We start from the raw sequence: 26477 nt of genomic DNA on the forward strand, positions 1-26477 counted from the left end.
TGGCAAATGGAAAGATAAAGGAGAACTAATAATCAGCGCGCTTTAGAGCCTGAACTCATGCGAATAAAAAATCCATTGGGAAGAATAACCTGATTCTACCCAATGGATTATAAGAAACTATGAGATGTTTTTTAGCGGGAATCAATCTTCGGCAAAACGTATTTCACCAAAGTATTGCGGACAATGGAACTGGGGACGCGGCAAGTCGATAGAGCTCCATGAAAGGAAATGGGGCGTACGCAACAGGTCACCGCACTTGTAGAAATTGGCACGCATCACCAGACCGCTGAAATCTGTTATTGCATGTAAAAAGAATGCCGAAGCGGGAACTACCAATGCAAGTTCCCACGTGCGCTCTCCTACCTGCTCTTCGAAAGGAGTACGGCCCAATGAGGCCCATCTGTCTATGCTTTCCAGTACAGAAACCGGTGCCGAAGGACGCTCACCGCCTTTCTGTCCGCCGTGAAGCAGAAGCGTTCCGCCACAGTTACATTCCAAATTATAATACACATCATTACCGTCGGGACTTACGAAGAACTCGCAGCAGGAGTCTTCCCATACACGGCCGTCGTCATGCGCAGCAACGGCACGTACACTTTCTTCTGTCACCCGGTAATGAACCAACAGTTTGTCTCCCGTATGTACGATGCGGAAACTCACTTCGGGTTTATACGGATAGGCGTCCCAATTTACGGTATCTATCCGATGCCATTCTGCCTGTGCCTTATCAAGCAACGCAGGAACTTGCGAAGCAGAAATATCTGCCACCGCCTGAATTTTTTTTATACACAATGTATTCATAGCTTTATGTATTTATGCGGTTATTCTTCGGGTGCAAACATAGGGTCCCATGCAGGCAAACGTACCGGCTTTTGCTTCAATATGTCAAGAACTTTTTTCGGAACGTATTTCTTTTCTACTGCGAGGCGGAACATGTATTCATTGAACCATTCGTCGGTCATAATCATGTGACCACGGAATCCGGCATCTTGTCCCCAACTGTTTTCCACCATCCATTTCTTGGGACGCCCGTTCGCATCAAGGTCTACCGCCATCAGCGTCATAGCATGGGTAGAACCGCTGGCAAAAGTCTGGATACGCTGTTTCTTATCCATACCGAACTCAGTTCCCATAAGTGAAGCATAATCGTAATTATTAACATCGAGCATTCCGCGCTGGCTGTCCATAAACTTACCTACATCGCATGAGAAATACATCATGGTACTGTCTTTGATGGAAGCGATAGCCATCTGTTTGATATCTTCTACCGGCAAGTTGACATACGTCCAGTTCTTTCCGTCGTATACGTGACGATCGTAATCTATCTCGTAACACTTGTAATATTCGCGGCTGGGGTCGTTCATCAGCATCACGTAATTATTATCGAGGTCGTTTCCGAGGAACTCGCGGTAAAAAGACAGAGGCGTGTATTCTTTCTCCACCCCGTTCATCGTCCACTTAAAATTCTGTACCGGCTCTCCCAGCGCCAAAGCCAACATACGGTATACGGTGGCAAGCATATCTGTTTTTTTAGCTTCGAGCGCAGCCACGGTTGCCCCGGCAGCAGCGTCGTCGCGCAACTGCAATCCGAACTCGCGCAGCTTCAGGGCAATCAGGTTGCTAAGCTGGGAAGTATTTTCACTGCTATATGTTTCGGGCATAACCGATGAGGGAACCAACCCGTATTTCAGAATCAGATCGGACACTCCGGTAAACTGCCCGCCGTCGTTAATAGGGTTCTTAAAGAGCCATTCCACCATCTTGTCATCTTTCGGCTTCATGCGGGTGTCGATGATGCCTTGCAGGAAAAGGTTTGCTTTCTCTAACTGATCGTAGAAGAAACAATAATTCTGCGAGAACGTCAGTTCACTCAGTCCGTACTTCGCCATCATCTGAGCGCGCAGCACGTTCAGCCCCGTAAAGAGCCAGCATCTGCCCGACTGCTTTTGGTCGGTAATGCCATGCGAAACTACCTTGTCGGAGAAGTTCGTGTCGAAATTGGCGAGACGCTCCTGATTACGTGCCAATACAGCGATGCTCGTCCCTGCCATTGCGTTATGAATCGCCTTGTCTGCAGAAGTATGTTTATACGCACCCTTGATTTGGGTAAGCATTTCGGGTGTTATTCCCCCCTCTTGAGCCTGTACGCCTAATGCCAAAGCAAACAGGCAAGCAAATGTAATATGTCTTCTCATAATATAAATATAGTTACTTTTTAAGTTTTACAATCTTATATCCGATGGAAGCAATCAGTATGCTCATCAGCGGACTAATATAGTTAAAAAAACAATAGGGTAGATACACAAGCGTAGGAACATTTAAAATAGTTGCCTGAGTCATTCCGCACGTGTTCCACGGAATCAGTACCGAAGTAACAGTCACGGCATCTTCGGTAGTACGGCTTAACAGGCGACTTTCGTAACCATTTCCCTTATAAATATCTTTAAACATATTTCCCGTCAAAATGATAGAGATGTACTGGTCGGCTGTAGCAAGATTCAAAAAAAGGCCGGCTCCAACTGTAGATGCCACCATACCTGTAAGGCGGTGAGTGAAACGGATAAACAACGAAGTGATGCTTCCCAACATGCCACACGCCGTCATAGCTCCACCAAAGCACATGGCACATATAATCAGCCAAATGGTATCCATCATTCCCGCCATTCCGTTTGTTGCTATCAGTTCGCTTAAAACCTCTGTTTCCGTCTCTAACGTTGTTCCGCCATACAGAATCATCCATGTCCCTTTAAACAAGGCTTCACTGCCTGACACCCCCTCGCCTGCCACCTCGCGAACAATATCGGCTTGGAATAACAGCATGAAAACCACAGCCAGCAGCGTGGAAACAAACAAGGTTACAATGGAAGAAACCTTACGGGCTATCAAGATTCCTGTTATGACCGGCACTATCAACAACCATAATGAGATATGAAAACGCTCGGCAAGTGCATCCGTAAATAAAGAAAAGTGGATGTTTGCATCCGATACATAGACAAAACCGGCTATCGTAAATACAATCAATGCAAGCACCATCGAAGGAACCGTAGTATACATCATGTAACGTACATGCTTGAACAAGGGTGTTTCGGTAACCGAAGAAGCCAATATAGTGGTATCCGACAAGGGTGAAATTTTATCGCCGAAATAAGCTCCCGAAATAATGGCACCAGCCGTCCATCCGTCGGCAAACCCCTGCGCTTTCCCGATACCCATCAGTGCGATGCCAATGGTAGCAATCGTAGTCCATGAGCTTCCGGTCATTACCGACACTGCGGCACAAATCAAACAGCAAGAAACCAAGAAGATACTGGGATGGATAATCTGTACTCCGTAATAAATTAACGTAGGTACCACACCGCTCAACATCCATACCGCCGAAAGCGCACCGATGATCAGCAGGATGATGACTGCATTGCCCACTCCGGCTATGTTATTGACTATGGCACGCTCGATGTCTCCCCACGGTATGCCGTAGCCTGCCATCCCGATAGCGGCACACAAGGCGGTAGACGTCAGCAGACAAATCTGGCTTCCGCCGCCCAACGCATCACTTCCGAACAAGCGTATCGTAAAAAACAAAAGGATGATTAAAACAAAAATGGGCAGTAATGAAACAAGAGGCGAAGGATACTTAGTAACTTTAGTCATTCGTTTATCGGTGTATAATTATACATTATTATTGATTCAATAGCATACGTACAGCCGTTGCTGCAAAAACTTTCAAAAACGGCTGCAAAGGTCTGAATAAATTTCCACATACAGTCTAACCTTCCGCTTCTTTTTTATTTTTTTAGTATCCTTCTACCGTAAACCGACCTGCGAACCCCGTGTTTCCATGCCTTTTTATGCCCTTTTACGGCACGGTCGGAAGCCGGAAAAACGCTACCCATAGCGTCGGTCATTTCTATGGGTAGAAACAGGTCATTCTACCGCATGGGATAACCAACGCTACGGGTAGCGTTTTCAGGGTATCGGAATTTAAAGTTCTTCCTTTAAAAATTTTGAAATAAGCGGTTGAATTATCGGTTAGTTCCGGCAAACTTCGTAAATTTGTTCAATTTTTAAATCTGCATGGGTAAGCTAAACCGTATCAAACATAGTACACGCTTCTTTATTATTCTGATACTTGTATTTTATTTCGGAATAATTGCCTTTCTGAATGTTCCGTTCATTCAGAAACAACTGTCTGCATACGCTACGCGAGAACTCAGCCAACTGTTTCAAACGGAGGTCAGCATCGGAAATATCAATTTGGGACTGTTGAACCGCATCATTATTCAAAACGTATCGCTGAAAGACCGCGAAGGAGAAGAAATGCTGAAGATTTCACGTTTCTCGGCTAAGTTTGACATCTCGCCCTTGCTACACGGACAGATACGCATCAGCAGCATACAGCTATTCGGACTCAATGCGCAATTAAAGAAAGAGACCCCCGAAAGTAAACCAAACTTCCAGTTTATCATTGATACTTTTGCCCCGAAAGATACGGTAAAAAAAGAAAATAACATTGATTTACGTATCAATACGATACTTATCCGGCGCGGACAGCTCGCTTATGACGTTCGCTCGGAGGAGCAGACTCCCGAAAAGTTCAACCCTTCGCATATAAAAATCAAGAACCTGTCGGCAACCCTTGCGCTAAAAACATTGCAGAAAGATTCGCTGAATGCCCAGATCCGGCGCATGAGTTTCAGTGAACAGAGCGGTTTCCAGTTGAAACGATTCTCAGCAAAACTGGCGGCGAACAATAAGGGAGTCCAACTTGCCAACTTCTCTATCGGGCTTCCCGATACAGAGATTGTCATCGACACACTGGCTGCTTCGGCAGAAGACATGAGCAAGCCGTTCTCGATTGAAAACCCCATCACTTATCAGGGAAATATAAATGCTTCGGTTACTCTTGCCGACCTGTCTCCGTTTGTACCTGCTTTCCGCCATTTCAAAGAACCGCTTACACTGCAATTAGCCATTGAAGGCAAAGGGAAGCATATACGCTGTACCAACTTTTCTCTTTCCGACGTCCGCCACCTGTTGCGCATCAAAGCAGAGGCTATGGTGAATGCCGAAGGAGCGTCACGCCCACCCTATTTGTTCGGAAAAATCTCACAGGCAGCCTTCAGTGAGCAGGGTATCGGCTGGCTGTTCCGCAACCTGACAGGAAAAGACGAAATGCCTAATGTGCTGAAGCAGGTGGAGTTTTTAGACTTCGAAGGAGATATATCAGGATTCATGCACCAACTTACGGTGTATGGCAATTTCCGTTCGGCAATAGGCAGCTTGAAAGCAAACGTCACAATGCACAAAGACACGATAACCAACCTGAACAGCTACTCCGGAAAGATTTTAAGCGAAGACTTTAACATCGGGAAACTGCTAAACAAGGAGAATACATTGGGAAAAGCGGCGTTTGACATCGAACTAAAAGGGTTGAGATATCAGAACGACCGACCGGAATCATACGTAAAAGGAGTTATTTCATCGTTAGAATACAATCAATACAATTACCAGAACATTTTACTTGACGGGCAATATCAGCCGGGAGGTTTTCAGGGAAAAATAGCATTGAATGATGAAAACGGAACGATTGAAGTCAACGGACAGTTCGTCACCAAACAACAGACTCCGGACTTCAACTTACGTGCCATTGTCCGCAATTTACGTCCCAACAATCTGAATCTGACCAAAAAATATCAAGATACAGATATTTCACTGAACCTGACAGCCGACTTCTCCGGACATTCGGTCGACGACATGAAAGGAGAAATCAATCTTGACAGCCTTTCCGTTGATGCTCCAGATAATGAACGCGACTATTTCTTACAGAATCTGAACATCACAGCCGGAAATACGGATGGAGAAAAAGAAATCCGCATTCACTCGCCATTTATGAGAGGAACCGTAAAAGGGAACTATTCATACCGCAGTATTTGGGCAAGTATCCAGCGAGTAATACGCCAATATTTGCCATCTATTTTACCGGAAAAGGCACAGACAGACACCCCAAACAACAATTTCAATTTCGATTTATATGTTGAAAACAGCGACTTCGCTTCAAAAGTATTCGACATTCCGCTGACGTTAAAAATGCCGGCAACAATCAAAGGATATTTTAACGACAGCCTTGCGCGGATGGGCATCAATGCGTATTTCCCTCAATTCAGCTACAATGGAAAAGAATATGAATCGGGAAACATTATCTGCGAAAACCCTTCCAACGAACTTCAATGCCGCGTCAGGGTAGGTACGCTGATGAAAAAAGGTGCAATGTTTAATTTTACCTTGCACACACGGGCTAAAAACGACCATTTGCAGACTACGCTCTACTGGGGAAACAATACCAATATTACGTATAGCGGGAAAGTGGATGCCGTGGCAGGATTCAGCAAAATGGAAAACACGAAGCAATTACTTACGAAAATAGATTTGCGCCCCAGTCAGATTGTTTTAAACGATACGGTGTGGAATGTGCATCCGGCTACTATAACCGTCGCCAAAGACAGCATTGAAATACAGAATTTCTTGTTCGAACATGCCGACCAGCACCTGAAAGCAAATGGAAGAATCGGGAAAAAGGCTTCAGACTCTTGCTTGGTGGACTTACGTAACATCAATCTGCTATACATCATGGACATGATTCAATTCCACGCCGTGAAGTTCTACGGACTCATCAGCGGCAAGGTGCATTTGCATCATGTAATGGACGACCCGGTGATACAGGCACGGCTCGATGTAGGCAATTTCTCTTTGAACGATGCACTGTTGGGGCAGGCTGACATAACCGGCAGTTGGGATAAGGAGATAGGCGGTATCCGTCTGCTTGCCGACATACGAGAAAATGAATCGCGGTTTACGCGCGTCAACGGATATGTATCTCCCAAACTGAAAGGATTGGACCTGCATATTCAGGCGGGCGGAACCGATATGTCGTTCTTGCAGCCTTTTATCAAAAACATATTCAGTGACGTAAGGGGACGGGCATACGGGAACGTGCGCCTTTTCGGACCGTTCTCCGGGCTTGACTTGGAAGGGTCTGTACAGGCAAACATGGGTATGAAGGTCAATATCCTGAATACACGTTTCGAAGCGAGTGCCGACTCTGTGCGGATTACATCGGGAAATTTCCACTTCGAAAACGTACAGTTGAACGACCCTGAAGGGCATTTAGGAACAGCTAATGGGGAGCTTCATCATACAAAACTGAAAAACCTTTCTTACCAATTCCGCTTTGATATGAATAACATGCTGGTATATAACACTGCACGTGAGACTCCCGACTTTCCTTTCTACGGACGGATTTACACCACAGGCAATGTCCGGCTGCGCGGAGGAGACAATATGCTGAACGTCGACGGCACACTGCGGGCTGATAACCGTACAACGTTTGCTTACGTATTGGGAGGAACATCAGAGGCTGTCAGCAATCAGTTTATCACTTTTGTCGACCGTACGCCACGCCGTCAACAAGAAGATATAGAAACAGAGGTGTATCATTACTTAAACCAACCGGATAAGAAAGATGAAGATGATACGCCGGCCGATGTACGTATCAACTTACAAATAGAACCGACTGAACAGGCCAACATGAAAATTATCATGGACCCGCTCGCCGGAGATAATATCTCGGCAAAAGGAACGGGGAACTTGCGTATCAATTTCTTCAATAAAGGTGATTTCCAGATTTTCGGCACGTATAACATAGCCGAGGGAATTTACAAGATGAGTATGCAGAATGTTATCCGCAAAGATTTCGTGTTGCAACCGGGAGGAACGGTCAGCTTCAACGGAAACCCGCGTGAGGCTAACCTCGATGTGCAGGCGGTGTATACGGTCAATTCAGCTTCGCTGAACGACTTGATTGCTGATGCGGCCTCATCGAGAGGGAATGTCCGTGTAAACTGTTTGCTGAATCTGACCGGAAACCTGACTTCTCCGAATCTGAAGTTCGACCTTGAACTGCCAACGGTGAATGAGGAAGACCGTGAACTGGTTCGAAGTCTGACAAGTACCGAAGAGCAGATGAACACTCAAATTATTTATCTGTTAGGAGTAGGCAAATTCTACACGTATGATTACGCAAATAACTCTACGCAGTCTGATGCAACCAGCTCGCTGGCATTCAGTACCTTGTCCGGGCAATTGAACAACATGCTTTCGCAGGTAATCAACAACGGAAACTGGAACGTGGGTACAAACCTCAGTACGGGTGAAAAGGGATGGAGCGATGTGGAGGCCGAAGCTATCTTGTCGGGACGTTTGCTGAATAACCGACTTATCATCAACGGAAACTTCGGTTACCGGGAGAATACGATGCGTAACACCAATTTCGTGGGGGACTTTGAAGCCATCTGGCTGCTGACCAAAAACGGAGATTTGCGACTGAGGGGATATAATCAGACTAACGACCGTTATTTCACCAAATCGACACTCACTACACAGGGTATCGGCCTGATGTATAAAAAGGATTTCACCAATTGGAAAGAACTGGTAGACCAATTCTTGCACCGACGACGCCTGCGCACTTCAAAGAAGAAGAAAGAAGATGAAATGAATTACGAAAAATCGCAAAAAGAGGCGCTTCCTGCCGCTCAAAAGAAAAGAACAAAAAAAGAATAACAGAATATGGAAAAAACGTATTATTTACCTGCCGAATGGCATCGGCAAAGTTATATCCAATTAACGTGGCCTCATGCTGAAACAGACTGGGCATATATGCTTGATGAAGTGGAAGAATGTTTTTTCAATCTTGCACGAGAAATCGCCACGCGCCAGCCACTGCTGTTGGTTGCACCGGAGTTTCCCGACAAGCTGAAGGATGCTCCGTTCCGTACAAACATTCATTTTATTGCATGTCCTACTAACGATACGTGGGCACGCGACCATGCGTTCATTACTTTGTTGGAACAACATGCCGACCCTTTGCTGCTCGACTTCTGTTTCAACGGCTGGGGAATGAAGTTTGCTGCATGTAAAGATAATCTGATTAACAGCCATGTCTTTAAAAGCGGACTGCTGAACGGCGATTACATCAACTGCCGGAATTTTGTTTTAGAGGGAGGTTCTATCGAAAGCGACGGAAACGGCACGCTGCTTACCACATCTACCTGTCTGCTGGCTCCGAACCGGAACGATACGATGACACGCAAAGACATCGAACTGTACCTGATGGAACAGTTTAACCTGCGACAAGTGTTGTGGTTGGATTACGGATACCTTGCCGGAGACGATACCGACAGCCATGTAGACACGCTGGCTCGGCTTTGTCCGGACAACACCATCACTTACGTACAATGTACGGACAAGAACGATGAGCATTACGGCGCGCTCCGCACGATGGAAGAACAGTTGAAAACCTTCCGCACACTCGACGGAGACCCCTACCGTTTGCTCCCGCTTCCGATGGCAGATGCCGTATACGACGAGGATGGCGAACGCCTGCCTGCTACGTATGCCAATTTCTTGATAATGAACAAAGCCGTACTCTATCCTACGTATGCCCAACCGGAAAACGACGCACGTGCTGCCCAAGTGTTGGCGGAGGCGTTCCCCGGACGTGAAATCGTAGGCGTAGACTGTTGCGCTCTCATCAAGCAACACGGTTCGCTTCACTGTGTTACCATGCAATATCCCGACTCTATTAAAACCAAATAACAAACACTCATGAAAAGAACTATCCGCGTAGGTATCGTTCAGCAATCGTGTACGAACGATATCAAACTGAATCTTGAAAAACTCCACCGTAACATCGCTACCGTGGCGCAAGCAGGAGCTGAATTAGTAGTCTTACAAGAGCTTCATAATACCCCTTACTTCTGTCAGACGGAAGACACTGCCATGTTCGACCTTGCCGAACCGATTCCCGGTCCATCTACCGGATTTTACAGCGAACTGGCTGCCGCCTACCGTGTGGTATTGGTTACATCGCTCTTCGAACGCCGTGCGGCAGGGCTTTACCACAACACCGCCGTGGTATTCAATGCCGACGGAAGCATCGCCGGAAAGTATCGCAAAATGCACATTCCCGATGACCCTGCCTATTACGAAAAGTTCTACTTCACACCGGGAGACATTGGTTTTAATCCGATAGAAACCTCAATAGGCAAACTCGGCGTGCAAGTTTGCTGGGACCAATGGTATCCGGAAGGTGCGCGCCTGATGGCACTCAAGGGAGCTGAATTGCTGATTTACCCCACCGCCATCGGATGGGAAAGCACCGACACGCAGGAGGAGAAAATGCGGCAATTAGGTGCATGGGTTACTGTACAGCGCGGTCACGCCGTAGCTAACGGACTGCCGGTAATCGCCGTAAACCGTGTAGGCCATGAGCCTGATCCATCCGGTCAAACCAACGGCATCCAGTTTTGGGGAAACAGTTTCGTAGCAGGTCCGCAGGGCGAAATCATCGCACAGGCAAGTAACCTGAAAGAAGAAAACTTGGTAGTGGAAATCGACATGAACCGCAGCGAGAACGTGCGCCGCTGGTGGCCTTTCCTCCGCGACCGCCGTATTGATGAGTTCGGCGAGCTGACCAAACGGTTTATCGACTGAAGCATCCGGCGCTGACCTACGTAAATCAGCGTAAGTATCACCTTGTTTCTGATAGTCCAGCGTAAAATATGGAAAGACCAAGCCAAGCAATAGATTACGAAAGACTCAGATACATATATACGGATAAACCACCCGGTCTGTGCGATAAAATTTTTCTTTACAAGAATGTAGCATCAAAACAGTAAAACGAAAGGGACTATGTATATTGGGCTGAATTTGCTTTTTATGTACAGCCAACATACATAGTCCCTATTATATTATCGCTTATCCGGAAACGCAGAATCAACCACGCAACTGCTTATCCATAGCTGCTGCGGCGCGGCGGCCGTCTCCCATTGCCAAGATTACGGTAGCACCGCCACGAACGATGTCACCACCGGCATAAATCGTGGGGATGGACGACTGCATATTGTCGTTTACGGCAATCGTTCCCTTGCGTCCCAACTCCAATCCGGGAATTGAATTGGGGACAATCGGGTTGGGCGATACACCTACGCTGACAATCGCCATGTCGATGTCTATCGTTTCTACTGCACCGGGGATGGGTACGGGGCTGCGGCGACCTGAAGCATCCGGCTCACCCAATTCCATCTTCTGAAGAACGACTTGTTTCACTTTTCCCTGTTCATCGGCTATGTATTCTATCGGATTATGCAAAGTGAGGAACTCCACGCCTTCCTCTTTCGCATGTTTTACTTCCTCGATACGGGCGGGCATCTCAGCTTCCGAGCGGCGGTAGATAATCATGGCTCTCTCTGCACCCAAGCGACGTGCCGTACGGACGGAATCCATCGCTGTGTTTCCGCCACCGATAACGGCTACACGTTTACCGAAGGTTACGGGAGTATCCGAATCTTCGCTTGCCGCATCCATCAGGTTGACGCGCGTCAGGTATTCGTTAGACGACATGATGTTGATGGAGTTCTCGCCCGGAATGTTCATGAAATTCGGCAGACCTGCTCCCGAAGCCACGAAGATTCCTTTATAGCCGGCTTGTTCCAAATCGTCTACGCTGACGGTTTTTCCGATGATGCAATCTTTAACGAACTCAACCCCCATCTTCGACAGGTTTTCGATTTCCACGTCTACTATCTTGTTGGGCAGACGGAACTCCGGTATACCGTATTTCAATACACCGCCGATTTCATGCAGGGCTTCGAACACGGTTACGCTGTAACCCAATTTCGCCATATCGCCTGCAAACGACAATCCGGCAGGTCCTGAACCCACCACGGCTACTTTGATGCCGTTCTTCTCAGCCACTTCGGGCACGGAAATCTGTCCGCTTTCGCGTTCGTAATCGGCAGCAAAACGTTCCAAGTAACCGATGGCAACGGCTTCGTGTCCCATCTTCAGGTGAATACACTGCGATTCGCACTGTTTTTCCTGAGGGCATACACGGCCGCATACGGCAGGCAGTGCACTGGTTTGCTTCAATACGCGGGCTGCTTCGAGGAACTCTCCGCGCTCAATGTTTTTAATGAATCCCGGAATATTGATACCTACCGGACAGCCGTTCATACACGAAGGGTTGGCACAGTCCAGACAACGCTTTGCTTCCGTCAGCGCCTGCTCTTCGTTCAAGCCCAAGTTTACTTCCTCTTTGCGGCTGTGCGAACGGTATTCGGGGTCAAGCTCATTCATCTTCACACGCGGGATGGCAGTACGTTCTTTCGGTTTCATGCTCTTGCGCAACGCCTCGCGCCACGGAGCATTCCTGCCGTCCTCAGCCTGCTTGTCAACCTCGCAAGTCTCCGGTTTTTCATCCAACTTGTGGATTTCCTCCCGCTCGATGTCCTTAAACGCTCCCATGCGTTTCAACATCTCATCAAAGTCTACCTGATGTCCGTCGAACTCCGGTCCGTCGACACATACGAAACGTGTCTTTCCGCCCACGGTGATTCGGCACGCGCCACACATGCCCGTACCGTCTACCATAATCGTATTAAGCGACACATCGGTAGGAATATCGTATTTCTTGGTAAGCAGACACACGAATTTCATCATGATGGCAGGACCGATGGCAAAACATTTGTCTACCTTTTCGCGCTTGATAACCTCTTCCACTCCCTGAGTTACCAGACCTTTCTGCCCATAAGAACCGTCGTCGGTCATGATAATTACCTCGTCGGAGCTTTCGCGCATCTCTTTTTCAAGGATAATCAGTTCTTTGGTTCGTCCGGCAAGCACGGTAATCACACGGTTTCCGGCAGCTTTCAGTGCCTGCACGATAGGCAACATCGGCGCAACGCCCACACCCCCTCCGGCACAAACCACCGTACCGAAGTTTTCAATATGCGTAGCTTTTCCCAGCGGTCCCACCACATCGGTAATGTAATCGCCCTCGTTCAGCTCGCATAAGCGTGTAGACGAAAGTCCGACTTCCTGTACCACCAAAGTAATCGTTCCTTTTACGGGGTCGGCTTCGGCTATTGTTAAAGGCATACGCTCGCCCTTTTCTCCTACCCTGACAATGACAAAATGTCCCGCTTTGCGAGACTTTGCAATCAAAGGAGCTTCAACCACCAGTTTGAAGACCTTTTCTGAAAAATGTTCTTTAGAAAGAATTTTATTCATTCTGTGTTCGTTTAATATTGTAAGTTAGTTATTTTTAGCCAATTATACTTTCTCTTCTGCCGGAAGTACATACCCCGAAAACGCAACCGTTAGCGTTGTCCATTCCATGCGGATGCGTTGCCCGGTTCTACTCGAAAGACACCCCGGTTCTATGGGTAGCGTTTTTCCGGTCTTCCGGCAAAACCGGAGAAAGTTTAAAACAGCCTCATTTTCATGTTATTCGATAGCCTCGCGCAAAGTTAGCATAAAATATCACATCCGAAAGTTTTGCGATGCAGATTTTGACAGATTTATCACTTAAAAACGTACTTTTCATAACGGAAGAAGTAATTAATTAAAAAGACAACTTTTTCAATCAATACTTTTTGAGGCTTATAAAAACAGACTAATTATCAGCGGTTTATTTTTATCTTTCAAAAATATTTCAGCAAAATCTTTGTTTTTTGTCGCCTAAAAACAACTTTGGTATGAAATTAAAGACTATCTTTGCCCGTATACAAACTTAACTATTGCCTTATGGATAATAGACTAAAAAGCATCGACCGGCTCATCAGAGACGGACACATACATATAGCCCTTGAGCAGCTCAACCAGCTAACAGATTTGCCCGGGGTAAACAAAGCGGATACCTATTATTTAATGGGAAACGTATGTCGCAAACAAGGCGACTGGCAAGGCGCATTGAACAATTATCAGGAAGCAGTAAACCTTGATGCCGAAAGTCCGGCAGCAGAAGCCCGAAAAATGATTATGGACATATTGGAATTTTACAATAAAGACATGTATAATCAATAACTAAAAGAAAAACGTAACGATATGGCTAAAATGAAAGGTGTGGTAGTGGTGAACACCGAGCGGTGTAAGGGCTGCAATTTATGCGTAGTAGCCTGCCCTCTTCACGTGCTTTCGCTCACCCCTAAAGTAAACCAAAAAGGATATAATTATGTACAGCAAGTGAAAGAAGACACTTGTAACGGATGCTCCTCGTGTGCTATTGTGTGTCCCGACGGATGCCTGACAGTATACAGGGCAAAATGTGAGGAATAATAAAGTATAAAACAAAATTAAAATTCGATATGGCAGAAGAAGTAGTTCTTATGAAAGGAAACGAAGCCATCGCCCACGCCGCCATCCGTATCGGCGTAGACGGATACTTCGGTTATCCTATTACGCCCCAATCTGAAGTATTGGAAACACTTGCCGAACAAAAGCCGTGGGAAACAACCGGTATGGTAGTTCTTCAGGCTGAAAGCGAGGTGGCGGCAATCAATATGGTATACGGAGGCGCCGGAAGTGGAAAAATGGTTATGACCTCCTCTTCCAGCCCCGGAGTCAGCCTGAAACAAGAAGGAATCTCATATATCGCGGGAGCAGAATTGCCTTGTCTCATCGTGAACGTAATGCGCGGAGGTCCCGGATTGGGAACCATCCAACCCAGCCAAGCCGATTATTTCCAAACAACCAAAGGCGGCGGACACGGCGATTATCACCTGATAGCCCTCGCTCCTGCATCGGTACAGGAAATGGCAGATTTCGTTGACTTAGGTTTCCAACTGGCTTTCAAATACCGCAACCCGGCAATCATTCTTGCCGATGGTGTTATCGGACAAATGATGGAAAAAGTGGTATTGCCCGCTCCCCGTCCGCGCCGCACTGATGAAGAGGTCATTGCACAATGTCCGTGGGCTACGACGGGACGCAAAAACGGACGCAAGCCCAACATCATTACCTCACTGGAACTTGACCCTGCGATTATGGAGCAGCGCAACATACATCTGCAACAAAAATATGCAGAAATCGAAGCCAACGAAGTGCGTTACGAAGAGTTACAGTGTGAAGATGCCGAATACCTCATCGTAGCTTTCGGCTCATGCGCCCGTATCGCCCAGAAAGCAATGGAACATGCCCGCGAAGAAGGCATCAAGGTAGGTTTGTTCCGCCCCATTACGCTATGGCCGTTCCCCACTAAAGCGTTGCGCGAGCGCGCTTCCCGCATCAAAGGAATATTGACCGTAGAACTTAACAGCGGACAAATGATAGAGGATGTCCGTCTCGCCGTAGAATGCAGTATTCCGGTTGAACATTTCGGACGGTTAGGTGGCATTGTCCCCGATCCGGACGAGGTGATTGAAGCCATCAAAGAAAAACTTATAAACAAATAAAGAATTATGAATATCAACCGGATAAGAACCATACTTAATATTCTTTTCATGATTGGGGCATTAGCGGCAGTCATTCTCTATTTCTCACCGGGTGTAGACCGTGTGGTGTTTTTCTACGTCTGCTGCGTGGCACTCTTCCTCAAGATGGTAGAATATGTCTTACGTTTCCTTTTACGCTAATAAAAAAGACTTATGACAAAAGAAGATATAATGAAGCCTGAGAATCTGGTTTACCAGAAACCTCGCCTGCTTAACGATAATCCCATGCACTACTGTCCGGGATGCAGCCACGGAGTGGTGCATAAACTGATAGCCGAAGTCATCAACGAAATGAACATGAGCGAAAAAGCCATAGGCATCAGTCCCGTAGGTTGCGCCGTATTTATGTATAATTATCTTGACATAGACTGCCAAGAAGCTGCCCACGGACGTGCTCCGGCACTGGCATCAGCCATCAAACGTTTGTGGCCCGACCGATTGGTGTTCACTTATCAGGGCGACGGCGATTTGGCATGTATCGGTACGGCAGAAACCATCCACGCATTAAACCGTGGCGAAAACATCACCATCATTTTCATTAACAACGCCATCTACGGCATGACGGGCGGACAAATGGCTCCCACCACGCTATTGGGCATGAAAACCGCAACGTGTCCGTACGGACGTATCCCTGAAATCCACGGTTATCCGCTTAAAATGACCGAAATAGCAGCAACGCTTCAGGGTACATGTTACGTAACGCGCCAATCTGTACATACGGTTGCCGCTATCCGCAAAGCAAAGAAAGCCATCCGCAAAGCCTTTGAAAACTCCATGCAGGGAAAAGGTTCTAACTTGGTGGAAATTGTTTCTACATGTAGCTCGGGCTGGAAAATGACACCGGATGCCGCTAACAAATGGATGGAAGAACACATGTTCCCTTTCTATCCGTTAGGAGACTTGAAAGATATTTAAATTGAAAGTAAAAAACAAAAAACATGAAACAAGAAATAATCATTGCAGGCTTTGGTGGGCAAGGTGTACTTTCAATGGGAAAAATTTTAGCATATTCCGGACTGATGGAAGGAAAAGAGGTAACATGGATGCCTGCTTACGGACCTGAGCAAAGAGGTGGAACAGCCAACGTTACGGTTATCGTAAGCGATGAACGCATATCCTCTCCCATTTTAAGCAAATACGATACGGCTATAATCCTAAACCAGCCTTCACTTGCAAAATTCGAGGATAAAGTAAAGCCCGGAGGCGTACTTATTTATGATGGATATGGAATCATCAACCCGCCAACGCGAAAAGACATCCACATCTATCGCATCGATGCTATGGATGAAGCCAACGAACGCAAGATGGCAAAAACTTTCAACATGATTGTATTGGGAGGATTGCTGAAAATACGTCCCGTGGTTTCGATAGAAAGTGTCGTCAAAGCATTGCGCAAAACATTGCCGGAACGCCACCATCATCTTATCCCGATGAATGAAGAAGCCATCAAAATAGGCATGGATATCATCAAACCCATTTAACCATTATCAATGCTCCGTTACATTATATGAATTTTCACGTTCTGTAACGGAGCATTTTTGTACTTACAACTAAAAATAGTATCTTTGCCGCATTATGAAAAAGATACTTCTTGTTGCGTTATCCCTCTTATTATGTGGGAGTATATACGCCCAAACCAACATATCTAACCAATACAGCCAATTCGGTACTTCGGCTTCCGGGTTGGACGCAAACCGGTACGACCGTAACGGTAATCCTATCGATACGACAGCCGTAATAGACGCAAGCACCATCCCTATCGGACTCTTTTCGTGGACGGTAGATGACCGGTTAGGTACGATAACCCAAGTTCCGGTGGATACGTTACAACATAATTTTCAAAATACAAACGATACAGGAGGCCCCACAGGACATTACACTTATTTAGGAAACTTAGGAGCGCCGCGTATCTCCCATGTATTTTTCGAAAGAAGGGAAGCCAGCCAGTTTTTCTTTACCGACCCTTACGATTTCACTGTACGCCGTTCGCAAGATGTAATATACACGAATACAAAATCGCCTTTTACCAATCTTACCTATTACAAACAGGGAGACGGACGGTACGGAGAGGAACGTTTCAAGGCATATTTCGCCGTAAATGCCACCAAGCGTTTGGGATTCGGGTTCGATATTGACTATACTTACGGGCGAGGAAAATACATGAACCAGTCGACCGCTCTCTTCAACGGGAATCTTTTTGCCTATTATCGGGGAGACAAGTACGACATGCACTTTAATTTTATCAATGAAAACTTAAAAGTTGCAGAAAACGGTGGTATCACAGACGACCGTTACATCACCGACCCCATAGGAATGGCGGAAGGCGGAAGAACGTATAATACATACGACATGCCTGTAAACCTCTCGGATGTATGGAATAACAATACAGGGTATCATGCGTTTCTAACTCACCGCTATAACTTAGGTTTCTATCGCGATGTAACAGAGGAAAACGATACAATCACAAAAACCGTATTTGTTCCTGTTACGAGCTTTATACATACGCTAAAAGTCGACATCAACCGCCGTAAGTACATTTCATACGATACCAATCAAAATCAGGAATACTTTGAACATAACTATCTGGGCAATGACTCTACCGACATTACCAAACATTTCTCTATAAAAAATACAGTCGGAATATCTTTGCGGGAAGGATTCAACAAATGGGCCAAAGCGGGACTTACGGCTTTTATGAGTTTCGAACACCGACGCTTTACACTGACTGATACGCTTGACGGAACAGCGGGAAGGCGAATTCTTACCGACCATAAAGAAAACATTCTTTCGGTGGGTGGACAGCTTATAAAAGAACAAGGGAAAACATTCCATTACAACGTATTGGGAGAGGTAGCCCTGATAGGCGAAGATGCAGGCCAGTTCAGTATAGAAGGCCGGGGCGACTTGAACTTCCGATTATTCAATGACACGGTACGCTTAGAGGCTAACGCATACATTAAAAACCTGAATCCGGTATTTTATTATCGGCATTTCCACTCCAAACATTATTGGTGGGATAACGAAGACCTTTCGAAAATCATGCGTACTCGCATCGAAGGACAGCTCAGCATTGACCGTTGGCGTACCCGATTAAAAGCCGGAGTAGAAAATATTACGAACTATACGTATTTAGATAATGCTTCGGTAGGTTATACTACGGGCGAAGGAGAAACTGCTACAACCAGCTATAAAAACAACGTGGCTGTCCGTCAGCACTCAGGAAGTATTCAAGTGTTCAGTGCCTCTTTGCGTCAGGATTTCAAATTAGGTATACTCCATCTTGACAATGAGGTTACGTACCAGACTTCGAGCAATCAAGACATACTGCCTTTACCCAAACTGACTTTATACCACAATCTTTATCTTAAGTTCGGACTGGCTAAGAAGGTGTTAAGCATCGAAATGGGTGCCGATATTCGTTACTTCACAGAGTATTATGCCCCCGATTATGCTCCTGCCATCGGACAATTCTATCTGCAAAACCCGGAAACACGTTATAAAGTGGGCGGATATCCATTGGTTAACGGATACATAAACCTTCACTTAAAGCGTACGCGCATTTTTGTTCAGATGTATAATTTGGTACAGGGAACAGGAGGAAACGGTTACTTCCTTGCTCCGCACTACCCGCTTAATCCGCGCATCCTGAAACTTGGCTTGTCGTGGAACTTCTTTGACTGATGTTCTTTTAAAGAAGCGTGACATAGCTTCCATTGCGGCTCGGTTGACTTGATATTATTAATCTTATTGAATTGCTTATGAAAAAACAACTGTTCCGTTACGCCTGTATAGGCATTGTTCTCGCAATAGGAATCATTGTGTTCAATTCGAGAGAGGAAACACTCCCAACCTATGAACCAAGAGATTACCCCGCCATTGCAGAATCGGGCGTATTGCGTGCCGTAACGGAATACAATGCCGTAAGTTACTACGCAAGTAACGATACGGTTCAGGGATTCGACTATGAGCTGCTGAATGAGTTTGCCAAAGACCAGAACTTGCGTTTGGAGCTTACACCTGAAATGAGTTTTGAAAAACGACTGGAAGGCATTACCGAAGGACGGTATGATATTCTTGCCACCGAAACGGCAGTTACCACCCGTCTGAAAGACTCATTGCTTTTCACTCATACCCTATTATTGGGAAAACAGGTACTGGTGCAACGCAAACCGAGCTCTGAAACCGACAGTCTGTATATCCGAAGCCAGCTCGACCTTGCCAACAAAACGTTGCATGTTATCAAGAACTCCCCTTCACTATTACGCATCCATAATCTGATCAATGAAATAGCAGATACCATCTATATCCGTGAAGTGGATTTATACGGGGCTGAGCAACTGATTGCGATGGTGGCAGGAGGAGATATCGACTATGCCGTGTGCGATGAAAACATCGTACGGGCTTCCATCGACAACTATCCCAACTTGGATATAGATACCGACATCAGTTTCACCCAGTTTTATGCGTGGGGCGTAAACAAGCATTCGCCTGCGCTCAGAGATACGCTGAACGTCTGGCTGGATGGATTCATGAAAAGCGACAAATATCACAAACTCTATAAAAAATACTTCAGATGAAATTAGATAAAGTAAAATGGGGATTCATCGGTTGTGGTGAAGTAACCGAAAAGAAAAGCGGCCCGGCATTTAATATGATTGAAGGTTCGGAAGTGGTTGCCGTTATGAGCCGCGACGAAGAAAAAGTCAAGTCGTATGCCATGCGCCATCACATACCGCGCTGGTACACCGATGCTCAAGAACTGATAGGCGATGAGGATGTAAACGCCATATACATAGCTACTCCTCCGTCTTCGCACGCTACGTTTGCTATCATGGCCATGAAAGCGGGCAAACCCGTTTACATAGAAAAGCCAATGGCTGCCAGCTACGAGGACTGTGCCCGTATCAACCGCATCTCACGCGAAACGGGCGTTCCCTGTTTCGTGGCATATTACCGCCGGTATCTTCCTTATTTTCAGAAGGTGCGTCAATTAGTTGAAGAAGGAGAGATAGGAAACGTTATCAATATCCAAATCCGTTTTGCCCAGCCGCCGCGTAATTTGGATTATAATTCCAAGAATTTGCCGTGGCGTGTACAACCGGACATTGCCGGAGGAGGGTATTTCTACGACCTTGCTCCTCATCAGCTCGACCTCTTACAGGACATGTTCGGATGTATTTTGGAGGCTGAAGGTTATAAGAGCAACCGGGGCGGACTTTACGAAGCGGAGGATACCATCAGTGCCTGCTTCAAGTTCGAGTCCGGATTGCCGGGTTCCGGGTCGTGGTGTTTCGTTGCACACGAATCGGCGAAAGAAGACCGTATTGAGATTATCGGCGATAAGGGAATGCTCTGTTTCTCGGTATTTACGTACGAGCCTATCGGACTTCATACCGAACGGGGACGCGAAGAGATTCTTCCGCCGAATCCTCCCCACGTACAGCTTCCGCTTATTCAGGCGGTCGTAGAGCACCTGCAAGGGAAAGCGATCTGCACATGCGACGGTATCAGTGCCACACCTACCAACTGGGTAATGGATAAGATACTGAATAAATTATAATTCCGCCGGCATCGGCAAAAAAATGCTACCCATACCGCCAGTAATCGCTGACAGTATGGGCAGCATTTTTTATTTCAACCTTCCCCACCGTCAAAGAGTTTCCTGCTTCAACTGTTCTACAAATGCGTCGATGCGATGAAGCTCTTTCGGGATGTCAATACTCTGCGGGCAATGCGGATTACACGTTTCACAACCGATGCAGTGGCTTGCCTGACGCAGCTTAGGGACACTCCGGTCGTACCCTACCAAAAACGCACGGCGCGCCTGCCGATAATTCTCATCTTGCCGGCTTTTGGGTATGTTTCCTTCGTTCACACATTTATTATAATGCAACAATACCCCCGGAATATCAATGCCATACGGACAAGGCATACAATACTTACAGTCGTTACACGGCACGGTAGGATATTTCATAATCAACTGGGCGGTTTCTTCCAAGAACTTATAATCTTCGTCCGACAACGGAATCAAAGGCGAATATGTACGCAGGTTGTCTATCAGATGCTCTTTATAGGTCATCCCGCTTAATACGGTAAGCACCTTTTCCGGCGAACCGGCAAAACGAAATGCCCACGACGCAACACTATCTTCCGGACGGCGCTGCTTTAACCGCGCGATAATATGTTCGGGCAGTTTCGACAGTCGTCCGCCCAACAGCGGTTCCATGATAATGGCTTGGATGTTACACTTTTCCAATTCCCCGTAAAGGTATTCGGCATTTACGTTGCTTCCCGTGGCATGTCGCCAGTCGGAATAGTTCAACTGAATCTGAACGAAGTCCCAATGCACTTTGTCGTGCATTGCCAAAACCTCATCGAAAACCGCCTGCGTCCCATGAAATGAAAAGCCCAAATTGCGGATACGTCCTGCCTTGCGTTCTTCCATCAGGTAGTCTATCATGCCATTATCAATGTAGCGTCCGCGGAAAGTCTCGATGCCTCCGTTGCCGATGGAGTGCAGCAAGTAATAATCAATGTAATCGACCTGCAAATCTTCAAACGACTTCTTATACATTGCTATCGAATTTTCGCGCGTGTAGTTCGAGAAGTTCGACAGTTTGGTGGCTATCTGCCACTTTTCGCGCGGATGACGTTTCAAGGCGATTCCGGTCGACTTTTCCGACCATCCCTGCATGTAAACCGGCGACGTGTCAAAGTAAGTCACGCCGTGAGCGATGGCATAGTCCACCAAGTCGTTTACAGCCGCTTGATCGATAACATTTCCGTCTTGAGCAGGCGAAGGAAGCGTAGGCCAGCGCATACAGCCATATCCTAACAGCGAAACTTTATCTCCACATGCAGCCGTGCGATACGTCATTTCCCCGCTCGCCTGAGGAGCGGAACTGTTTCCCGCTGTTTCTTTTTTCTCAGAAGTACATCCCGGCAACACCCCGCTCAATGCAGCCGTACTGATGCCTACTATCTTGATAAACTTTCTGCGGTTTATCGGGTTATTATTCTTCTCCATAAATCATTTTCATTAACATTTTAAACCAAACGTTGTCTTTCGTGACCTTCTACATAAATGGCACTGTACGGACGAGACGGACACAAGTTTTCACACGCTCCACAGCCGATACACGTCTCAACATTTACCACCGGATATCGGGGCGATTCCGGGTCGTCGGGATTTTCGGCAACCATCTGTATCGAACCTGTGGGACAATGGCGCGCACAGTTTCCGCACGATACTCCGTCGCGCTGCACCACGCAAAGCTCTTTTACAAACACCGCATGTCCCACTTGGGTAGAAACTTTATCTGCCAGTGTGTTCAGGCTGATGGCCCCCGTAGGACAGACTTCAGCACAACGCATACACTCCGGACGACAGTAACCGCGCTCGTAAGACATTTGGGGCTGCATGAACGTGGTCAGGTTGGCAGAAGGACGCAACACGCCGTTCGGACATTCGGAAACACAAAGTTGGCAGGCAGTACAATGCTGCGCAAAATGCCGCTTGTCTCCTGCTCCCGGAGGCAATATCGGTGTCTGCCGCTCCGGTTTCTTTTTATCAATAATCGGCGCCAATCCCCCATCTACTTTCTTTTCCTTCGCCTTCAGCACTGAACCTACCGTAAGCGTTGTCGCCAGCGTAAGAAACGATCGGCGGGAAGAGTCGGATGCTTCTTTAGAATTACCCGTATTCGTCTCTCTTTCTTGCCGAAAACGGTTCTCGTAATGTATTGCACCGTGCTTGCAAGCATCCAAGCAATCCATACACGCCACGCAACGACTATAATCTATCTGGTGTTTTTCAAGGTCAATACAAGCTGATTTACACTTTTTCGCACACAACCGGCAGTTTTTACACTGCTCCACATCAATGACCGGACGATAGAGCGAAAAGCGGGATACCACACCCAACAGCGTTCCTACCGGGCAAACGGTATTACAATATGTGCGTCCGTTATGCCAAGCCAACACCCCTATTACAACAAACGTTATAAGAGCAAGAATGAAAGTAGGAAGACTTTTTATCCAGACCTCTGTTTCGTAAAAAGCATAACTGCCCACACGCTCAGCCAAATATGCTAAAACATTATTCCCCCATTGCCAAAGCGGAGCAAACAGATTGGAAGCCATGCGCCCGTAAGAACTGTACGGAGCAAGCAGTGCCACAAAAGAATTGATTCCGGCTATACAAGCTATTACAAACAACACCAATACTGCGTAACGCAACCACGTGAGTGCCGGTGAATACGCAAAACGATGTTTTTTCCCTTTCCGCTTTCCGCTGATCCAAGAAACTACGTCTTGGAAAACTCCCAGCGGACAGATAATGGAACAATAAATACGGCCGAATAATAAAGTGAGCAACAAGAGGAAAACCACAACACCAATATTCAAAGCAAGTAGTGCGGGAAGGAACTGGATTTCAGCCATCCAGCCAAACCAAACATGCAGCGTACCGGTAAAGTCAAGGAACAAAAGCGTAACCATCGCAAAAAACACAATGGCGAGTGTCTGTCTGATTTTACGTAACATAGCTATTTTTAAATTTCTCTGAACAAATATAGCAGGATTGAAAATTACTTGTTTCTTCCGCTCCCTATTTTCTTTCTCTTACGGGCTTTATATAGAATGAATTTATATAACACTGTAAATCTTACAGTTGCCACTCTCCCCGACAGGGAGTTGCATGGTTTGGCTCATGTCCGGAAAAGAACCGGACAAACACCACAAACCGACCTGTTCAGGCAAGCAGTGGAAAAGAAAATTACTGAAAGATAGCGTTTTTTAAAATATAAAGCGTATATTTGAAAACAGATAATCCAACAATTTCTTTTGTATCAACCTTACTAATTTATACAACTATGAGCCTTGAAAAAACATTAGTGCTTTTAAAGCCCAGCGCAGTACAGCGCGGACTTATCGGAGAAATCCTCCACCGTTTCGAACGCAAAGGTTTACGTCTCGCCGGAATGAAAATGATGCAGCTTACCGACGAAATTCTGAACGAACACTATGCCCACCTTGCCGGCAAGCCTTTCTTTCAACGTATAAAAAATTCGATGATGGCTTCGCCCATCATTGCCTGCTGCTTTGAGGGAGTAGATGCCGTACAGGTAGTCCGCTCGATGACGGGAGCTACAAACGGACGGGTTGCCGTTCCGGGTACAATCCGCGGCGATTACAGCGTCAGCGCACAAGAAAACATCGTGCATACCTCCGATTCGCCGGAGAATGCGAAAGTGGAAGTGGCGCGTTTCTTCAAACCCGAAGAAATATTTGATTATAAGCTAAATGCGCTTCCGTATCTGAACTATGAAGAGGAGTATCAGGCAGACTAAAAATCAGTCCTGAAACGCAAGCCGATAGACCGGACTGCCTATCGGCTTGCGTTCTCTTGTTCTACCGCATCCGTTATACAACGCAAGCGGTAGCGTTTTTCACCCTCATTCCTACTCGCCCGTTTTACAAAAAAACGGCATGTATCCCACTCGCAGATACATGCCGATAATATAAAATAAAAACTTAATCTTATTCCCATTCGATTGTTGCAGGCGGTTTTGACGAAATGTCATAGCAAACGCGGTTTACGCCTTTCACCTTATTGATAATATCGTTAGATACTTTTGCCATAAACTCGTAAGGCAGGTGTGCCCAGTCGGCAGTCATGGCATCGGTGCTGGTTACGGCACGCAAAGCTACCGCACGTTCGTAGGTACGCTCGTCGCCCATCACGCCTACGCTCTGTACCGGAAGCAGAATAACTCCTGCCTGCCATACCTGATGGTAAAGCGAGGTTTCGTTTCCGTCGGCATCTTTCACCTTCCAGTCACGCAGACCTTGAATGAAAATATCGTCGGCATCTTGAAGCACGCGCACTTTTTCGGGAGTAATGTCACCCAAGATACGCACTGCCAATCCCGGTCCGGGGAACGGATGGCGGGTTATCAGGTGTTCAGGCATACCCAATTCGCGACCTACGCGGCGAACTTCATCCTTAAACAGCAAACGCAACGGTTCGCAAAGTTTCAGGTTCATCTTTTCGGGCAGACCGCCTACGTTATGATGGCTCTTGATTACGGTTCCGGTAATGGAAAGAGACTCGATGCAGTCGGGATAGATGGTTCCTTGAGCCAGCCACTTCACATCTTTAATCTTATGAGCTTCCTCATCGAATACGTCGATAAACCCTTTACCGATAATCTTACGCTTGCGTTCGGGTTCGGTTACTCCTGCCAGTTCAGCAAAGAACTTGCTGCTGGCGTCTACACCTATCACGTTCAGTCCCAAACATTCATAGTCATGGAGTACGTTCTTAAACTCGTTTTTGCGCAACATACCGTGGTCGACAAAGATACACGTCAGATTCTTGCCGATAGCTTTGTTCAGCAACACGGCAGCCACCGATGAGTCAACACCGCCGCTCAGTCCCAACACCACCTTGTCGTCGCCCAACTGTTCTTTCAGTTCGGCCACGGTAGTTTCGATGAACGAAGCTGCACTCCAGTCTTGTTTGCCTCCGCAGATGTCAACCACGAAGTTTTTCAGCAGCAGCGTTCCGTCTTCGCTATGAAATACTTCGGGATGGAACTGTACGCCCCATAATTTCTCTCCCTTTGCCTGATAAGCAGCTACGGCAACCTTGTCGGTCGACGCGATAATCTCGAAGTTTTCGGGAACGGCAGTGATGGTATCTCCGTGGCTCATCCATACCTGCGAATTTTCACGGACACCCTTCAACAGCGGGTTCTGGTTGTCGAATTTCGTCAGCCGCGCACGTCCGTACTCGCGTGTGTTGGCAGGTTCTACTTTACCGCCGTTGGTATATGCCATGAACTGTGCGCCATAACAAATGCCCAAGATGGGATATTTGCCGCGGATACTGGTAAGGTCTACCTTGAAAGCCTTCTCATCGTACACCGAGAAAGGACTTCCCGAAAGAATTACACCGATTACCGACGGGTCATCGTGGGGGAACTTGTTGTAGGGAACAATCTCGCAATACATGTTCAGTTCGCGGACCCTACGCCCGATAAGCTGTGTAGTCTGCGAGCCGAAATCAAGAATAATGATTTTTTCCTGCATATATGTTCTAAGTAAAATAATATATGTGTGCAAAGATACTTAGAATTTTTCAGATTCTGA

The 26477-nt window shown here is 46.7% G+C and carries 20 protein-coding genes; 13 read left to right on the top strand and 7 right to left on the bottom strand.

All coding sequences use genetic code 11. The annotated features are described in order from the left end of the window. Window positions 1-141 precede the first annotated feature (141 nt). The 3 genes from M3085_RS10435 to M3085_RS10445 are packed head-to-tail and all read right to left on the bottom strand — an operon-like array spanning window position 142 to window position 3648. A complete protein-coding gene (locus M3085_RS10435) occupies window positions 142-801 on the bottom strand; it encodes a carbohydrate-binding family 9-like protein (RefSeq protein ID WP_249052966.1) in 660 nt (219 codons plus the stop codon). A gap of 20 nt (window positions 802-821) precedes the next feature. After that, a complete protein-coding gene (locus M3085_RS10440; RefSeq protein WP_191709281.1) occupies window positions 822-2195 on the bottom strand; it encodes a C1 family peptidase in 1374 nt (457 codons plus the stop codon). Window positions 2196-2208: 13 nt separating this feature from the next. After that, the gene (locus M3085_RS10445; protein ID WP_178256137.1) at window positions 2209-3648 is read right to left on the bottom strand and encodes a Na+/H+ antiporter NhaC family protein; all 1440 of its coding nucleotides are present in this window, start codon (window positions 3646-3648) and stop codon (window positions 2209-2211) included. 423 nt (window positions 3649-4071) lie between these two features. Here M3085_RS10445 and M3085_RS10450 point away from each other — a divergent pair, with 423 nt between their 5' ends. The 3 genes from M3085_RS10450 to M3085_RS10460 are packed head-to-tail and all read left to right on the top strand — an operon-like array spanning window position 4072 to window position 10545. Beyond that, window positions 4072-8613, top strand: a complete 4542-nt coding sequence (locus M3085_RS10450) for a translocation/assembly module TamB (RefSeq protein WP_249052967.1) — start codon at window positions 4072-4074, stop codon at window positions 8611-8613. Window positions 8614-8619: 6 nt separating this feature from the next. Continuing rightward, window positions 8620-9648 carry an agmatine deiminase family protein gene (locus M3085_RS10455; protein ID WP_249052968.1) on the top strand — a complete coding sequence of 343 codons (1029 nt, stop codon included), beginning with the start codon at window positions 8620-8622 and terminating at the stop codon, window positions 9646-9648. A gap of 9 nt (window positions 9649-9657) precedes the next feature. After that, window positions 9658-10545 (top strand): carbon-nitrogen hydrolase, encoded by an 888-nt coding sequence (locus tag M3085_RS10460; protein WP_178256140.1) that lies wholly within the window; start codon window positions 9658-9660, stop codon window positions 10543-10545. Between the two features lie 282 nt (window positions 10546-10827). Here M3085_RS10460 and M3085_RS10465 read toward each other — a convergent pair whose 3' ends face one another. Then, on the bottom strand, window positions 10828-13122 hold the full coding sequence (locus tag M3085_RS10465; RefSeq protein WP_178256141.1) for a bifunctional dihydroorotate dehydrogenase B NAD binding subunit/NADPH-dependent glutamate synthase: 2295 nt from the start codon (window positions 13120-13122) through the stop codon (window positions 10828-10830). Window positions 13123-13638: 516 nt separating this feature from the next. Here M3085_RS10465 and M3085_RS10470 point away from each other — a divergent pair. From M3085_RS10470 to M3085_RS10505, 9 genes are all read left to right on the top strand, one after another. Beyond that, window positions 13639-13917 carry a tetratricopeptide repeat protein gene (locus M3085_RS10470; protein WP_178256142.1) on the top strand — a complete coding sequence of 93 codons (279 nt, stop codon included), beginning with the start codon at window positions 13639-13641 and terminating at the stop codon, window positions 13915-13917. 21 nt (window positions 13918-13938) lie between these two features. After that, a complete protein-coding gene (locus M3085_RS10475) occupies window positions 13939-14169 on the top strand; it encodes a 4Fe-4S binding protein (RefSeq protein WP_178256143.1) in 231 nt (76 codons plus the stop codon). A 29-nt stretch (window positions 14170-14198) separates the two neighbouring features. Then, window positions 14199-15284, top strand: coding sequence for a 3-methyl-2-oxobutanoate dehydrogenase subunit VorB (locus M3085_RS10480; RefSeq protein WP_178256144.1), 1086 nt, complete (start codon window positions 14199-14201; stop codon window positions 15282-15284). Window positions 15285-15332: 48 nt separating this feature from the next. Next, window positions 15333-15464: a hypothetical protein gene (locus M3085_RS13870; protein ID WP_262891991.1), complete on the top strand. Its 132-nt coding sequence runs from the start codon at window positions 15333-15335 to the stop codon at window positions 15462-15464. 12 nt (window positions 15465-15476) lie between these two features. After that, window positions 15477-16238: a thiamine pyrophosphate-dependent enzyme gene (locus M3085_RS10485; RefSeq protein ID WP_249052969.1), complete on the top strand. Its 762-nt coding sequence runs from the start codon at window positions 15477-15479 to the stop codon at window positions 16236-16238. A gap of 23 nt (window positions 16239-16261) precedes the next feature. Then, window positions 16262-16804, top strand: coding sequence for a 2-oxoacid:acceptor oxidoreductase family protein (locus tag M3085_RS10490; protein WP_204498874.1), 543 nt, complete (start codon window positions 16262-16264; stop codon window positions 16802-16804). A 94-nt stretch (window positions 16805-16898) separates the two neighbouring features. Then, the gene (locus tag M3085_RS10495) at window positions 16899-19004 is read left to right on the top strand and encodes a putative porin (RefSeq protein WP_249052970.1); all 2106 of its coding nucleotides are present in this window, start codon (window positions 16899-16901) and stop codon (window positions 19002-19004) included. Window positions 19005-19081: 77 nt separating this feature from the next. Continuing rightward, entirely contained in the window at window positions 19082-19900 is an 819-nt protein-coding gene (locus tag M3085_RS10500) for a transporter substrate-binding domain-containing protein (RefSeq protein WP_178256148.1), read from the top strand. Further along, window positions 19897-20883 (top strand): Gfo/Idh/MocA family protein, encoded by a 987-nt coding sequence (locus tag M3085_RS10505; RefSeq protein WP_178256149.1) that lies wholly within the window; start codon window positions 19897-19899, stop codon window positions 20881-20883. The genes M3085_RS10500 and M3085_RS10505 overlap by 4 nt, the downstream gene beginning before the upstream one ends. A gap of 90 nt (window positions 20884-20973) precedes the next feature. On the opposite strand, the gene M3085_RS10510 is transcribed toward M3085_RS10505, so the two are convergent. Next, on the bottom strand, window positions 20974-22350 hold the full coding sequence (locus M3085_RS10510; protein ID WP_249052971.1) for an aldo/keto reductase: 1377 nt from the start codon (window positions 22348-22350) through the stop codon (window positions 20974-20976). A gap of 20 nt (window positions 22351-22370) precedes the next feature. Next, window positions 22371-23867, bottom strand: coding sequence for a 4Fe-4S binding protein (locus M3085_RS10515; RefSeq protein ID WP_249052972.1), 1497 nt, complete (start codon window positions 23865-23867; stop codon window positions 22371-22373). A 329-nt stretch (window positions 23868-24196) separates the two neighbouring features. On the opposite strand from M3085_RS10515, the gene ndk reads away from it, so the two are divergent. Further along, window positions 24197-24673: a nucleoside-diphosphate kinase gene (ndk, locus tag M3085_RS10520; protein ID WP_249052973.1), complete on the top strand. Its 477-nt coding sequence runs from the start codon at window positions 24197-24199 to the stop codon at window positions 24671-24673. Between the two features lie 190 nt (window positions 24674-24863). Here ndk and guaA read toward each other — a convergent pair whose 3' ends face one another. Further along, a complete protein-coding gene (guaA, locus tag M3085_RS10525) occupies window positions 24864-26417 on the bottom strand; it encodes a glutamine-hydrolyzing GMP synthase (protein ID WP_249052974.1) in 1554 nt (517 codons plus the stop codon). Window positions 26418-26477 lie beyond the last annotated feature (60 nt).

Source organism: Bacteroides caecicola, from assembly GCF_023337095.1.
GTDB classification, from domain to species: Bacteria; Bacteroidota; Bacteroidia; order Bacteroidales; family Bacteroidaceae; genus Phocaeicola; species Phocaeicola gallinarum.